Source organism: Levilactobacillus wangkuiensis (assembly GCF_016861605.1).
GTDB lineage: Bacteria > Bacillota > Bacilli > Lactobacillales > Lactobacillaceae > Levilactobacillus > Levilactobacillus wangkuiensis.
On record NZ_BOLM01000004.1, the window covers coordinates 1 to 14,510 of the forward strand.

Below are 14,510 nucleotides of genomic sequence, written 5' to 3' on the forward strand. Positions count from 1 at the left end.
CACAGGTCTTCAAGAACATGCATCCGGTTATGCTTACGCCTTACTGTCCTGTGTTGCACTTGATTTGACAATTGGGGATCGAAAAAAACTTCCAGATATTGGGACTTATTCCGCCGATTTTTGAAAACTTTAGTATAATGAACTTAAGCAGTCATTAGGATTATCATTTGGAGGGATATCTATGAGTCAAGAATTAAACGATTTGGCCGAAGCAATCATCGCCTACCAAAAGAAATACGATAAGACAGACGGAGAGATGGCCTTTGGCTCTCGCATTTCAGTTGAGAAGTTTCACGGCATCAAGACTGGCGAACTGCAACCAACTAGTGAAGAACAGAGCTCGTTGAAGGGCTTAATTGCTTCAAAGCCGCACTAACAACCAGCGCATTCTATTTAAGATCAAAAACAGCCGTTTCAGAAAAGTTTCGCCAGTCACCTGGCCGCCTTTCTGAAACGGCTATTTGTTTATCTTTTAAAACGTTAATCGGCCAAGCGATTCCAGGCCGTCCGGTACGCGGTGGCCGTGGCATCGTCAAACGCCACCAACCGCACGTGGGTCAGGCCGGAACTGTGAGCCAATTCATCGCCAATCGTTTGGGTCGCGACGGCCGCCGCCTCTTCCAGCGGGAAGCCATACACGCCCGTACTGATTGACGGAAAATCAACCGTGTGACAGTCGTGGGCGACCGCAACGCGTAAACTGTTGCGATAACAGCTTGCGAGCAACTCGGCCTCCCCCTGTTGCCCCCCCCGCCAAACGGGACCGGGCGTGTGAATCACCCAGGTTGCTGGCAACTTGAAGCCAGGCGTAATCTTGGCCTCGCCCGTCTCACAACCGTTCAACGGCACACAGGCCGCAAACAGCTCGGGACCCGCAGCCCGGTGAATCGCGCCGTCGACCCCGCCGCCACCCAACAACGTGGTATTGGCGGCGTTCACAATCGCATCAACTTTACTCTGGGTGATGTCGCCCCGAATTACCGTAAAATCAGCCATCCACTCACTCCTTTGACCACGGCCAGTGCCAGTGATGCTTCGGCTTGGCCGCCTGGTCATCCCGGTCCTTCAACCGCTTCATCCCCTCGCGGTACGGGTTGGCGTACAACGAGGACAAGTTCAATTTCTGACTAGCCGGCTTGGCTGGCTTTTCTGACTGCCGGTAGGGTCGGAGATCCGTTTGACACTGCGGGCAAACGTCATCGTCCGCCGTCACAGCCGCACCGCAATGCGGACAAAATTTCAACGCTGTTGCCAAGAGACTGCCTCCTATTCGTGGTGCCGTTGTTGCTGATGTGCTTGGTTCCGCGCCAGGTTTTTCTCGCGCGTTTCGGCAGCGGTCTTGGCCGCTTCGACCTTCCGCTTTTCCCGGTCGATGACCCGTTGTTTGGCCGCGGCCTTCTTCTGTTCTTCGGCGAGCTTACGCTTCTGTTGACTCCTGTAGCTAAAGTAGCTCCAAACCCCAACGGCCAGTAATGCCACCACGATTTGAATCGGAACCAGCACCCAGTTGACGTTCTTCGCAAAGAAGGCGTCATAGATGATCAACAACACCGCCATCGCGCCAACCACAGAGAGGGTGTCGCGAATCCAGCGCGGTAAATTTTGCCATTTCATGTAAAAAACTCCTTATGTACGGCAGCGCCATTCCGCGCCACCAAATTTCATTGTTTAGCTTTGGGGTTAAATCCGTGTTGTCCGCGCCTCCAGAATGGTGAAAATAAGCGTAGCACATTCGTTCCCGGCGGCGGGCTCAAACGGCCCTGCTGTGGGGCCCGGCTCCAGCCTGAGAAGCGGTCTTCCGCCTCGACTTGAAACCTCACCAAACCCGTGAGTTTCCAAGGTCGGCCCATGCTCTAAACTGAGAAAATCACTCAGTTAAGACCATCGACACAGCTGGTCGGTTTGGCCCGCCTCTGGTCACTAACAGCGGCCACGCATTTTCACCATCCCTGCGGCTAACATTGGTTTAACCCGTAACTAAACGGTTTGTCACCGACATGAGTTGTTCTCATGCCTTAACTATTTTTATCACTTGAGCTTGATTTCTCAAACTTCTAACAAAAAGACTTTAGGCAACACCGTTTTACAAATCGCCTTCGACCCGCAACTGGTGTTCCGTGAGGTAGGCGTCGAGGTAGCCGAATGACAGCTCCTCCACGTCTGCGATGCGGTAGGCCTTGCCGACCTGGTCGATTTCGTCTTCCGAAACCTCGTGGAAAATGAAGCGTTCGCCACCGACCCGACTGGGGTAACCAGTCTGACTGTCGTTATCCTTGAGTTTCACGTGGATAATCGTCCGGAACGTCGCGGCCTGACTCAGCCGTTCGCGGAACTGGTCCACCGTGGCATCAAAGAGACGTTCGTCATTTAACACCGGTTGCAGCGGTTGTTGGCGCGCCCGGTTCAGTAGCGAGAAGAGCCGCATCGTTTGGAGATAATCGGATTCGACCACGATGGCGTTCACATCGCTCAGCCGCATCAGGGTGTAGCCCCCGAATTGCCCCGACATATCGAGCAGGTTCATGATGACTGAATCGTCCGTCAACACGTTGATCTGCCCCACGAAGAAGAGGTCCTTGTTGTGCTTGGGAATCAGCGCCACCAAGGGATCCTTCCCGGCTAGCTGTTGCAAGGTATCGCGGAATTGGGTGGGATCCTCGACCGCCACCTGTTCCACGTGCGTGAGCTTTTGCAAATGGGGTGCCGCGATGCCCTGTAACGTTAACTCCTTGCCTTGAAACTCAATGACTTCAATGTCCGCGGGATTCAGAATCATCGCCGGCTGGTCAGAATAATCAAATTTATTGATCAACTGCACGCCGACCTCTTCACTCGCCACACTGGTCACTAAGCCTTCATAAAAATGTTCATCATTTTTTAAAACCAACATGATCACCAGGTGATCGACCCACGCGTGGCTCAAAACCTGCCGCCGCAAATCGCGTTGGGTGTCGAATTTCATGGTCAGCCCACCGGCTTGAATAAAGCGCTCTTCTTGCGCCGTCTTCATCCGAAAGGACATGTTGTCCAGATCATCACTAGAGAATTCGACCTCATCGATCACGTTCAGCGCCAGGAAGACCGCACCGTCCGGCAACCCAAAATCATCGTAGGTTGCAAGAATGATGCCCGTCTCACCGACCGTCGTCACGTAACCGGTGTAGACGACCTCCTGGTTCGTTTGGTAAACGTTGACCAGTAAGCGTTGGGCCAGTGCCCGGTTTAAATCATTCACAATTGAATTCACATGACGACCCCCTTTTTTAGTATACGTTATCCCCTAATAGGTAAAACGTATTTATCTGAAAATCTTACCATATATTGACAGAAATAGCCCGTCAGTAGTCGCGGCCCGTTTAGGATACGGCAGTGCTCAAGAATTGTTTGAGCTCGGCGCCCTGTAACCCGGCGCTCAGGCCCACTAATAGCTTAATCCGTGCTTTCTGCCCGTTCAGCCCCTGACACAGCATCAGCCCCATCTTGCGCAGCTCAATGCCACCGCCCTCGTAGTCATAAATGTCCTCGGCGACGCCATTATAACACCGTGACACCAGAACTAAAGGAATCTGCCGGTCTAACAGCCGTTGCACGGACGCCAGCGTTTTCGGTGGTAAATTCCCGGCACCCAGGCCTTCGATGACCACCCCGGCTGTCTCATCGTTATCGAGAAAATCAAACAGGCTCCCGTCCATCCCGGCGTAGGCCTTGATCAGGTAAACGTGGTCGATGACGTGATCAATATTGCAGGTATCTTCCCGAATTAATTTCTGAAAATAAACCGCGTGGTCCTTGGCAACGATCCCAATCGGGCCAAACGTGGGCGTCCGGAACGTGGCCACGTTAGTCGTATGGGTCTTGGTCACGTAGCGGGCCGTGTGAATCTCATCGTTCATCACGACCATCACACCATTTCCGCGTGAGGCGTCGTCTGCGGCCACTTCAATGGCGGATTGAAAATTGTACAGGCCATCGGAACCAACCTCATTAGAGGAGCGCATAGCCCCCGTCACGACAACGGGAATCGTGCTGGGGAGGGTCAGATCTAAGAAGTACGCCGTTTCTTCCAGCGTATCCGTCCCATGGGTGATGACCACGCCATCGATGCCATCCTTCTCGGCCTGGTCGATGCGTTCCTTGATCTGTAGCATCTCCACCGGCGTCATGTGGGGAGATGGCAAATTAAACATTTCATCGGTAAACAATTCCACCCGTCCGGCCAGAATCGTTTCCTGTTGGGCAATCGGGTTCTGCGCGTTCGGCACAACTTCCCCCTGATCATTTTGCGACATGGAAATCGTCCCACCGGTATGAATGGCTAAAATTTTCTTCACAGTTGTCAACTTCTTTCAGTATTAGTTAATTTCATTGAATGTTTTATGTTTATTGGTTATCCCTGGAATAATGTTGCGGTAAGTCTGGTTCGGTCACGATCATGACAGCTTGGCGCCACCTATTGCAACACGGCCAGTCGTGACGTAATCATCTACTCGACAGGCTTAGCTGGAGTTACATTCTCAACTCAGCCAACCATCGAAATACACCGACACACCCCAATCTATCGCAGCCACCAAAGCAACTTGTAGCAAAACCATCCACTCGGCGGGCTAAACCAGTGTCAGCCACAGGGCTGGGAAAACTGGGTCGGTCGTGGGAGTGACCAGGCCCAGTTTTCACCAGCCCGGAGGCGCTGCAAGAAACAAAAGGTTCGAACCAAGCCCGCCAAGTAGATTCGTTATCCACATTGTACCGTATTTGCGATAGAATTAAGTTAGAATTCAGAGAGGATGTTAAAAATGTCCAAAAGAGAAGACGAAGAAAAAGGCTACATCCCAGGCGTCCACGTCCACCCCAAAAAGTACAGCTCATCCGGGGGTATCGCCGACTGGGGCCCGCTCCTGACTTGGTTCAACGGTCTAGTCAAATCTTTGTGGAACTGGCTCAAAGGACTCTGGTCGAAACATAAGGCCTCCTAAATCGGTATTGTTATTTTTATTTTTCAGTGGTAAAGTAAATGACATTCCATTAAAAAAATAAGTGATTGCCTATATAATGCCAAGATAAGGTTGGCGAGTTTCTACCCAGAGCCGTAAACTCTGGACTATGAGCAAATTGAGGACGAAACTCTTTTTGCCGATGAAAAGAGTTCGTCGGCGAGTTTTCAGTAGCCCCCTTTTTGCAAAGGGAGCTTTTTTGTTTTCAAAATTAGCTTGGCGGCGTATGGACATCACGAGAAGGAGGAAACATTCTTGCAGTCCACAAAGTCCGCATCATCCGTTTCGTCATCAGAAAAAGGGCCAGCGTTACCCATGTGGCGCGCGGCCATTCTCGGTTTCCAGCATTTATTAGCCATGTACTCTGGTGACGTCATCGTTCCCCTACTGATTGGGGGCGCGCTTCATTTCAACGCCATGCAAATGGCCTACTTAATCAGTGCGGATATCTTCATGTGTGGGGTTGCAACCCTGCTCCAACTCAAACGCACCCCGCTGACCGGGATCGGCTTACCCGTCGTCCTCGGCTGTGCGGTGCAGGCCGTCACGCCCTTGAGCGCCATCGGAAATCAATACGGCGTCGGCGTCATGTACGGCGCCATCATCAGTGCCGGAATCTTCGTCTTTCTCAGCGCGGGCTGGTTTTCTAAAATTAAGAACTTCTTCCCACCCGTGGTGACTGGCTCACTCATCACCATCATTGGCTTCACGCTGATTCCGGTTGGCTTCCAAGACCTGGGTGGTGGGGACGCCGCGGCCAAGAACTTCGGTGATCCCAAGATGTTACTGGTCGGCTTCCTCACGATGGGCATCATTTTAGGACTAAATGCCTTCGCCAAGGGCTTTCTTAAGTCCTTGGCCATTCTGGCGGGCATCCTGATTGGGACCTTCATCGCCGGTGCCATGGGCATGGTCTCGCTAAAGGCGGTCGGCCAAGCCAGCTGGTTCCACCTGCCCCAATTTTTCTACTTTGGCACGCCCAAGTTTGAGTGGTCATCCATCGTCACCATGATCCTGGTCTCCCTGACCACCATGGTTGAATCGACCGGGGTCTTCTTCGCTTTAGGCGATATCACCGGCAAGAAGATTGGCGAACAGGATTTGAAACGTGGGTACCGTGCGGAAGGCATCGCCGTTATTCTCGGTGGGCTCTTCAACACCTTCCCCTACTCGACCTTCTCCGAGAACGTTGGGGTCGTACAGTTGTCCGGCGTGAAAACGCGGAAGCCCCTGTACTTCTCGGCCGCCTTCTTGATGCTGTTGGGTCTGTTGCCTAAGATTGGCGCACTGGCCACGGTCATCCCCGACGCTGTCCTGGGTGGCGCCATGATCGTCATGTTCGGGATGGTTGGGGTTCAAGGGATTCGGATGCTCCAACAGGTTGATTTCCAAAATAACAACAACCTGTTAGTCTCCGCCATCTCCATTGGCCTGGGCTTAGGCGTCACCGTCTATCCTCAGATTTTTCAAGCCCTGCCCCAATCCTTACAAATCGTGATGAACAATGGGGTCGTCATCGGCAGTTTCTCCGCCGTGCTCTTGAATATCATCTTCAACATGCGACCCAACCGCGCTGTAACGACCGCCCAAGCGCAGGTCAACAGCGACGCCCAACCTCAAAATAAATAAGTTGTTGCGCAAACGACTGACTGGGTTCCTTTGCCCGAGTCAGTCGTTTTTTTGAGTTAAATATAATTAACATTATACTATATTCATACATCAAATGACTTTCTTCCAATCGACATCCATGATAAGCTATTAGCACGTCTTATTTTTTCAGACAATAGCCCACTGTGTGACAGGAACCTTACAAACGGTTAAGAGTCCTTTAGTTTTTCCCCTGCATCTGCGTATAATATAAGCATGTTCGAGATAGGATTAGTCAACAATCTCAGCATTTATAGTCGGCAGTTGGTTTTACTAGATTCAATGAACCATATGCCGAAACGATTTGAAACTAAGCGTCATAGTATCTATGACAGCCTTCCAGGGATGGCACAACGTCACTCTGCTACCCAGAGTACAGAACGGACCACACGATTGTGGCTAAACCAGTGTCAGCTGCAGGGCTGGGAAAACTGGGGCGGTCGTGGGAGTGACCAGAGGCGGGCCAAACTGCCCAGCTGTGTCGATGGTCTTAATAGAGTGATTTTCTCTATTTAGAGCATGGGACAACCTTTGAGACCGGTTCTCAGGCTCAAAGTTGAGGTGAAAGCCCGCCTTTTGGCTGTAACCGGCCCCACAGCAGGGCAGTTTGAGCCCGCCGCCGGGAACGGACGCGACCAGGCCCATTTTCACCAGCCCGGAGGCGCTGACAAGAAGACATTTAACCGCAAAACAATTGATAGGAGAATTTGCCATGCTAAGCATTCAACATATCAGCAAAGAATTCGGCCCAGTCAAAGCCCTGAACGACGTCACCTTTGACGTCCCAGATGGCCAGATACTGGGCCTGATCGGCCAAAACGGGGCCGGCAAGTCGACCACCTTTCACAGTATCCTGAACTTTATCGACTACGGCGGCAGCATTCAGTGGCAGGGCCACACCCTGGCTGCCGAGGATTTCGACCACATCGGCTACCTGCCAGAAGAACGGAGCCTGATGACCAAGCTGACGATTGAACAACAAATCATTTACTTGGCCCGACTCAAAGGTCAACCGGCTAAAGTCATTCGGCCCCAAATCGACGACTGGCTTCAACGATTCGATGTTAAAGGGACCCGTAAGAGTAAGATCAACGACCTGTCCAAAGGGAATCAACAGAAGGTCCAACTAATCTGTACGCTGATTCACCAGCCCGACCTGTTGATTCTGGACGAACCCTTTAGTGGACTGGACCCGGTCAACGCCGACCTCCTCAAGCAAGCCATCGTGGCGGCCAAGGAACGCGGCGCGGCCATCATCTTTTCCAGCCACGACATGGAACACGTCACGGCCGTCTGTGACCGCCTCGTGATGCTGCGGAAAGGCAACGTCGTGTTGCGCGGGACCCTTGAGGACGTGCGTGAACAATTTGGCAAGACTGAGCTATTTGTCACGACCGACTGGACCACTGAGCAGCTTGCAACCTTAACCGGCGTCGCCAGTGTGACCCACCGGCACGGTAACCGCTACGTCCTGCATTTGACGGACGCTGCGGCCGGCCCCGCCATTTTCGATGCCCTGACGCAGGGCCATTACATTGAAGAATTTAGCCAACAGCCACCGACCCTTGATGAAATCTTCCGTTTGAAAGTGGGTGAGGAACATGTCTAAGACCTGGGTCGTCACGTTTGAAACCTACCTGCGCCAGATTAAATCCTGGAGCTTCCTGTTCATGATTCTGGGGCCATTTGTCATGATTGCCCTGACCGTCGGCATTAGCTATGTCAGTGCCAATAGCAGTCGTAGTAGCCAACAGGTCGCCATCATTAGCGATTCAAAGGTGCTTCGCCAAAGCTACCTGCAACAGCACCAGGACGGCATCAATACCAAGATCACCACGACCGCCGCGGCCAAGAAGGCCCTGAAGGCCAACCACCTGGCCGGCTACCTGACGATAAGTACCAGTGGCAAACACCTGCGCGGGGATTATCACGGGAACAAGGCCATGGCCAACGGGCTGAAGGCGCAGGTCCAAAACTTCCTGACGCAATATCAGACCATTCAGAATTACCAGGCTGCTAAGCTGAGTCCCCAACAGAAACAGGCCCTCACCCAGACGCCGGTGCTCAAGCAGCACGTGGCCACCAAGGACGGCGCCACCAACCTGGCGAAGATTATCTCCTTCTGGATTCTGATCACCATGATCTACATCATCCTAATCACCTACTCCACCATCACGGCCCAAGAGATTGCGTCGGATAAGGGCACGAAGATTATGGAAATCATCTTCTCAAGTACCACGGCGACGAGCTACTTTGTCGGCAAAATCTTAGGGATTCTGCTGGTCATCGTCACGCAGATTGCCATCTACCTCCTGGGCGGCTGGGCCGGTTATGGATTGGCCATGCACAACGCCGGAATCAAACGCCTGGTCAGTGCCAACCAATCGCTGGTCGACAGTGTCATTCACAACATCGTCAACCTGAACCTCCTGTACGTCTTGCTGGGGGTCGTCATCTACACGCTTCTGGCCGCCTACAGTGGCGCGCTGGTCTCCAAGGCGGAGGATGCTTCCAAAGCGGCACAACCCGTGGTGATGCTGGGAATGCTGGGCTTCTTTGCCGCCTTCCCGTTCCAAAACAATTTGGACGCTTTGGCCGTTAAGATTTTGTCCTACGTGCCCTTCTTCTCCTCATACTTCATGCCGATGCGGGTCATCAACGGCACCGTCAGCCTGGCGGAACAACTGGGCTCCCTGCTCGTCTTGTTAGTCACGATTGGCCTGTTCGCCCTGTACATCGGCCGCCAGTATCAACGACTGATGTTGCAGACAGACAGTGAAAATATGTGGCAACACCTAATTCACAGTTTTAAGGACTAAATGCAATAGCCATTTAGCCATTAACATTTCACGGCAACGTGCTATAATTAATGGCGTAAGTGGTATGGGCCCTTAGCTCAGTTGGGAGAGCGCCTGCTTCGCATGCAGGAGGTCGTCGGTTCAAATCCGGTAGGGTCCATTGCGTGAGTTTTATTGAGATGGTATTTAAATTAATAGAGGGTGAGCTGATTTTTTTCAGCTCACCCTCTATTTTTGTTAGACGTTACCGCCAATCATTTTCTAAAACCGAATAACCACTTTTCCCTTCGGATGGCCGTTTGCCAGATAATCTAACGCCTTATTGATATCCGTCAGCTTAAATTCAGTTGGGTCAACCGCTGGTTCAATCTGGTTGTCTTCAACAAGTTTAGTAATCTTCTTCAGTTGTTCGCCATCACTTCTCACAAAAATAAACCGATAGTCGGCGCCTGCTCGTTTGGCCTGCCAATCAATCCCGCTACCGGCAATCCCGATTAAAGCCGTTTTCCAAAATGGCATCTGATGATCTTTAGCAAACTGGCGATTAGGGGTCATGATCAAGGACAACAATCGTCCACCTGGCTTCAAAACCTGAAGCTCATGATTCAGCTCCGTCTTCCCAACCGTATCAATGACGTAATCAACGGGTTCGAGATGCTCCCAATAATTTTGTTCACGATAATCAAAATACTGTTCGACGCCCATATCCATTGCGGATTGCTTCGAACGCGCATTTCCACTAACCATGACCCGCAAACCCATTTCTTTGGCAATTGGAATGGCCATCTGTCCAAACGACCCAGAGCCACCCGGAATCATCACGCTTTGTCCGGGCCGGGCACCTAATTCTTCAGTCAAGCCTTGGTACGCGGTCAAGCCGGTTAAGGGCACTGCCGCACTGTGCACAAAGTCCAGGCCGGCCGGCTTCAGTGCCACGGCACGATAGTCGATGACCACATATTCTGCAAAGGCACCAATTTTTTCTAAAGGCAACCGTGAGTAAATTTCATCACCAGTTTTAAAGTCTTTGACGTTTTTGCCGACTGCTTCAACAACCCCCGACAATTCGTTTCCCGTCGTCACTGGCAAGGCATAGTTCTGTAACAACTTCAGATAGCCGATGCCAATTAACTTTTCCAAAGGATTGACGGCCGCTGCCTTTACTTTGACTAAGACCTCATCCTCAGTCGGCGTTGGTACGGGGATATCCTTAACAACTAATTTAAAATTTTTGTCGTATTTCAGTAATTGGGCAGCTTGCATCTTGTCAATTCTCCTTTGCTTGTTAGCGAGTAATATCGTTCTGTCTTTTTTAGTTGAGAACATCTTATAATAATTAGTTACAATAGTAAAATAAAGTTACTTTTATAAAGACAATGCCATCTACCATAAAGACACATCCTTGTCACAGTCTTGTTAATCCCATAAATTAATTTATATAATTGTCATCAATCTAAGCTATGACGCCTTTGTCCGAGATTCTCCTGTTTTTTGTAAACAAGTTTTCCAGCCTGAATCGTGGTACACTAGCACTATCTAAATAAGGAAAAGATGAGGTAACGCTATGATGACAATCATCCACCGTTTCGTCCTGACTAGCCTGTCATTGCTTTTGATTGGTGCGAGCCTATCCCCCACTGTCGTTCAGGCCGCCACGCCCTCAACGGAAACGAATTCCCCTGATACACAAACCTACAAGTTTGATTCCGCAGAATTGCCGTACAACATCATCACCGATGAACAAGGGCATACTAGCAAGATGTTCTGGTTTCCCAACGCCACTGCCCATGAGTTTACAGCAGAAGAAATCACCGATTCAGACTTTTTTACTAACAGTGTAACCGGAGGCAATCCATCGGATAATAACGTTTTCAATGTGGTTGAAGCTATGAAAGGTCTGATACAAGATGGGCTGACCGTCACCTCCGATGAACATCTAGATCAATATCTGCTTGATAAAAAAGTCTTTCCAAACATTAATACGCTAACAGACTTTACTCAAACCTATAAGACTGCAATCTACATGTATACTTGGCTTTACCAAGCCGCTGCGGATAAGGTCGTAAATCATGTTGATTTTGACTCAGCTCAAGCGCACTATGAAGCGACTTTGCAGAAGCGGCTTACAGACCTGGGTAACCTGATGGACGCGGACACGCTCGTCACCTTGAATGGTTTGTTCTCAGATAAGACCAAATACGATAGCAATCTTCCTCAACTGCTACCCTTCGCTTCCGCTAATTATTTAATGAGCTCCCCGGAAGAACTGGTTAACCTTGACCCTGTTGCATCTGAAGCGAAAGCAGCTAAGCTACTCCAAACACCCATTAAATCCTTCATTCATCATAATCCTGACGGTAAAGTCATGGCCGATGGCGTGTTGGTTTCCTATCCGCTTCTGACCCCCATTACCTATGTCTTCAAAGCACCCACCGCACCAGGACCTGGCTCAACGCCACCACCTAGTCAGCCAAGTCAGCCAGTCATTGTCCACTACCTTGATGAACAGGGCCAATCCCTCAGACCAACTAAGACCTTGACTGGCTCGCTTGGCAGTCGCTACCAAACTCAGCCCCTCAACGTCCCCAGCTACTACCTCGTCAAAACGGTCGGTCAGGAGACTGGAATCTTTACAACGAGCAAACAGACAGTCACCTATACCTACCACCCGAATATCGTCGCTCCTGTCGGGAAAAACAGTGTCGTTTACGCCACAAAAGGCCTAAGCCTTTACGCCACTCCCACCTTTACCGCTTCTGCAAAGATGACCCACTACGCGAAAAAGTCTCGAATCAATCGACCAATGTTTAAGGTCATTGACTTTGCGACCTCACGGAATGGCCTTAAACGTTACCGGGTGAAGGACCTTACTGGTAAAGGGACAACCGGATATATCACCGCCAGGTCCACTTACGTTAAGGCCGTCTACTACGCTAATAAACCTAAGCAACTCACGGTTATCAATCCCCGTGGCCTGAATGGCTATGCGCAGAAGAATTTGAGTGGCAAACGGACCCACTACCGGCAGGGACAAGTTCTTCGAATTAAACGGATCGTTACCCACAACCTGACGACGCGCTTCGTGCTCCCAAACGGTCAGTTTGTGTCGGGAAACAAGAAACTAGTTATTGCTGGCAAATACACGATGCCTAAACGGGTTCAAGCCAAGACGGCCGTCAACCGTTATGGCACAGCCAACTTGACGAACCGCAATCGGCATTATCCTAAGAAGACTCATGCAACCTTCACCGTTAAAGGTTGGGCCTACTCCAACGCCAACAACTTCCGTAAGGGCGACACCCTACGCTACAAGGTTGCCGGTGGCTACATCACCGGGAATAAGCAGTTTGTGCGTGTGATCCACTAACATCTGAACAACCTTAATAGGGCATGAGCTAAGAAATCAGCTCACGCCCCTTTTTGTCATTTTGCTTAAAATGCCTAGCCCTCTAATTCAAGAATTTGGTAATCATATCCTAAATTTTTAACGAACCGCAAGACGTCATCACTAGCCACAAAAATTGTACTGGTATTGATGTTAGGGTGGAAACTCATGCGCTTCTCACTCAGGATGGCTTTATCAAAGTAAACCTTCACGTCATGATCCTGGTTGTTCAACAATCCAAAGATGGAAACGATGCCGGGGGCCAAGCCCAGCTTCTCAAACAGCAAATCATCGTGGCCCATCTTGGCCCGCTTGGCGCCGGTCAGCTCTTCAAATTGATGAAAATCGAGCCGCTTGGCATCATCCATGACTAGCAAATAGCATTCGGTTTTCTTCTTGTTCGTCAAAAACATGGTCTTCGTCCGGACACCTTCAATGCCCTCGATGAATTTGTCGGCTTCTTCAGTGGTGTGGGCAACCGCGTGATGAACGATTTGGTACTGAATGTTCATCTTTTTTAAGGCTTCTTCGACTTGTTTGTCAGGTTCCACAGCACTCATCCCTTCGAATTCTGTATTTTTAATAGCGGTTACATTTTAACTTATCATTTATCTTAGCATTAACCTTTAGCGTTGAACACACATCGCGGCCATTTAATTTCAGCAATCGTGCCTAAGCCAAGGCCGACAAACTAGCGATAAACCGAGTCAACACCTGTGATTGCGGCTGATTCTTTCGCTGAACGTAGACGGTCGTGAGGGCTTGCTTGGCAAAGTTGGTCGGCAACACCTGTAGCTGACCCGCAGTCAGTTCGGATTGCACCACGAATTGTGGTAAATAAGCCACCCCGAGATTACTCATCACACTTCGTTTCACGGCCTCGACGCTCCCAATCTCTAACAAATTGGTGACCCGGATGTCACGTGCGGCAATGGCCGTCATGAATTGCTTGTGGTAAATACTTTCGCGGTCGTCCGTGATGACGGCACAGGCAACTTGCTGGTGGTGTCGTTGAAAATTTACCCTCTGCGGATCTAGTTGGGCACTAGCAACCAACACCAGGGGAACCTGTCCCAACCGCGTCACCGCCAAGTTATGACCATAGCCACCGACATCATAATGGATTCCCAAATCGACCGTCCCCGCAGCCACGCGTTGGGGAATCGTAAAACAATTGGCCATCTGTAACGACAACTGCACGGCCGGTAGTTGATGGTGAAACGCCTGTAACACCGGCTGCATCCGATAGGTCAACAACGTATCGGGAATGGCGATTCGCAGCTCACCGGTTAAGTCGGCCGCGGCTTTGCCATAATTTTTCATCTCGGACACCGTTCCTAAGATGCGCGCAATATCCGGCAAGATCTGCTTCCCCGCCGCCGTGAACACCATCTTACGACCAACCTTTTCAAATAATTGCAGGGATAGTTCCTGTTCTAGCTGTTTGACCTGAAAGGTTACCGTAGACTGGGCATAATTCAATTGATTCGCTGCGGCCTGAAAGCTCCCCGTTTCCGCAATGGCGCGGATGGTTTTTAAGTATTTAATATCCATGTCGGCCCACCTCTCTCACTTCAATCCATCGAAAATGTTGCATGCTTATATTGATTGTTTCAATTAGACTGAATGATTATTTTGTCCTAGTATAAGTACCAATCACATGCCTGTCAATGGCACGTAGCAGAGAGG

The 14,510-nt window shown here is 50.5% G+C and carries 14 protein-coding genes, 1 tRNA gene and 1 riboswitch; of the genes, 7 read left to right on the forward strand and 8 right to left on the reverse strand.

Annotated features, from left to right (window positions below; genetic code table 11):
- The first annotated feature begins 181 nt into the window (after positions 1 to 181).
- The gene (locus tag JUF13_RS03525) at positions 182 to 376 is read left to right on the forward strand and encodes an LBP_cg2779 family protein (protein WP_203637752.1); all 195 of its coding nucleotides are present in this window, start codon (positions 182 to 184) and stop codon (positions 374 to 376) included.
- Positions 377 to 480: 104 nt separating this feature from the next.
- Here JUF13_RS03525 and JUF13_RS03530 read toward each other — a convergent pair whose 3' ends face one another.
- From JUF13_RS03530 to JUF13_RS03550, 5 genes are all read right to left on the reverse strand, one after another.
- Positions 481 to 996, reverse strand: a complete 516-nt coding sequence (locus JUF13_RS03530; protein ID WP_203637753.1) for an O-acetyl-ADP-ribose deacetylase — start codon at positions 994 to 996, stop codon at positions 481 to 483.
- A 4-nt stretch (positions 997 to 1,000) separates the two neighbouring features.
- Positions 1,001 to 1,255, reverse strand: coding sequence for a zinc ribbon domain-containing protein (locus tag JUF13_RS03535; protein WP_203637754.1), 255 nt, complete (start codon positions 1,253 to 1,255; stop codon positions 1,001 to 1,003).
- A gap of 11 nt (positions 1,256 to 1,266) precedes the next feature.
- The gene (locus JUF13_RS03540; RefSeq protein ID WP_203637755.1) at positions 1,267 to 1,614 is read right to left on the reverse strand and encodes a hypothetical protein; all 348 of its coding nucleotides are present in this window, start codon (positions 1,612 to 1,614) and stop codon (positions 1,267 to 1,269) included.
- A gap of 469 nt (positions 1,615 to 2,083) precedes the next feature.
- On the reverse strand, positions 2,084 to 3,247 hold the full coding sequence (locus JUF13_RS03545) for a hypothetical protein (protein ID WP_203637756.1): 1,164 nt from the start codon (positions 3,245 to 3,247) through the stop codon (positions 2,084 to 2,086).
- Positions 3,248 to 3,356: 109 nt separating this feature from the next.
- Positions 3,357 to 4,340 (reverse strand): asparaginase, encoded by a 984-nt coding sequence (locus tag JUF13_RS03550; RefSeq protein WP_275404343.1) that lies wholly within the window; start codon positions 4,338 to 4,340, stop codon positions 3,357 to 3,359.
- A 453-nt stretch (positions 4,341 to 4,793) separates the two neighbouring features.
- On the opposite strand from JUF13_RS03550, the gene JUF13_RS03555 reads away from it, so the two are divergent.
- From JUF13_RS03555 to JUF13_RS03575, 5 genes are all read left to right on the forward strand, one after another.
- The gene (locus JUF13_RS03555; RefSeq protein ID WP_203637758.1) at positions 4,794 to 4,973 is read left to right on the forward strand and encodes a hypothetical protein; all 180 of its coding nucleotides are present in this window, start codon (positions 4,794 to 4,796) and stop codon (positions 4,971 to 4,973) included.
- A gap of 49 nt (positions 4,974 to 5,022) precedes the next feature.
- Positions 5,023 to 5,121, forward strand: a riboswitch (purine riboswitch).
- 185 nt (positions 5,122 to 5,306) lie between these two features.
- The gene (locus JUF13_RS03560) at positions 5,307 to 6,620 is read left to right on the forward strand and encodes a nucleobase:cation symporter-2 family protein (protein ID WP_203638026.1); all 1,314 of its coding nucleotides are present in this window, start codon (positions 5,307 to 5,309) and stop codon (positions 6,618 to 6,620) included.
- A gap of 730 nt (positions 6,621 to 7,350) precedes the next feature.
- Positions 7,351 to 8,247 (forward strand): ABC transporter ATP-binding protein, encoded by an 897-nt coding sequence (locus JUF13_RS03565; RefSeq protein ID WP_203637759.1) that lies wholly within the window; start codon positions 7,351 to 7,353, stop codon positions 8,245 to 8,247.
- Positions 8,240 to 9,457 (forward strand): ABC transporter permease, encoded by a 1,218-nt coding sequence (locus tag JUF13_RS03570; protein WP_203637760.1) that lies wholly within the window; start codon positions 8,240 to 8,242, stop codon positions 9,455 to 9,457. The genes JUF13_RS03565 and JUF13_RS03570 overlap by 8 nt, the downstream gene beginning before the upstream one ends.
- 66 nt (positions 9,458 to 9,523) lie before the next feature.
- A tRNA-Ala gene (locus tag JUF13_RS03575) sits at positions 9,524 to 9,596 on the forward strand.
- Between the two features lie 101 nt (positions 9,597 to 9,697).
- Here JUF13_RS03575 and JUF13_RS03580 read toward each other — a convergent pair.
- On the reverse strand, positions 9,698 to 10,699 hold the full coding sequence (locus JUF13_RS03580) for an NADP-dependent oxidoreductase (protein ID WP_203637761.1): 1,002 nt from the start codon (positions 10,697 to 10,699) through the stop codon (positions 9,698 to 9,700).
- Positions 10,700 to 11,000: 301 nt separating this feature from the next.
- Between JUF13_RS03580 and JUF13_RS03585 the strand changes: the two genes are divergently transcribed.
- Positions 11,001 to 12,803 carry a DUF5776 domain-containing protein gene (locus tag JUF13_RS03585; RefSeq protein ID WP_203637762.1) on the forward strand — a complete coding sequence of 601 codons (1,803 nt, stop codon included), beginning with the start codon at positions 11,001 to 11,003 and terminating at the stop codon, positions 12,801 to 12,803.
- A gap of 74 nt (positions 12,804 to 12,877) precedes the next feature.
- Here JUF13_RS03585 and JUF13_RS03590 read toward each other — a convergent pair whose 3' ends face one another.
- Positions 12,878 to 13,333: a YbaK/EbsC family protein gene (locus JUF13_RS03590; protein WP_373301397.1), complete on the reverse strand. Its 456-nt coding sequence runs from the start codon at positions 13,331 to 13,333 to the stop codon at positions 12,878 to 12,880.
- A 160-nt stretch (positions 13,334 to 13,493) separates the two neighbouring features.
- On the reverse strand, positions 13,494 to 14,375 hold the full coding sequence (locus JUF13_RS03595) for a LysR family transcriptional regulator (protein WP_203637764.1): 882 nt from the start codon (positions 14,373 to 14,375) through the stop codon (positions 13,494 to 13,496).
- Between the last annotated feature and the right edge of the window lie 135 nt (positions 14,376 to 14,510).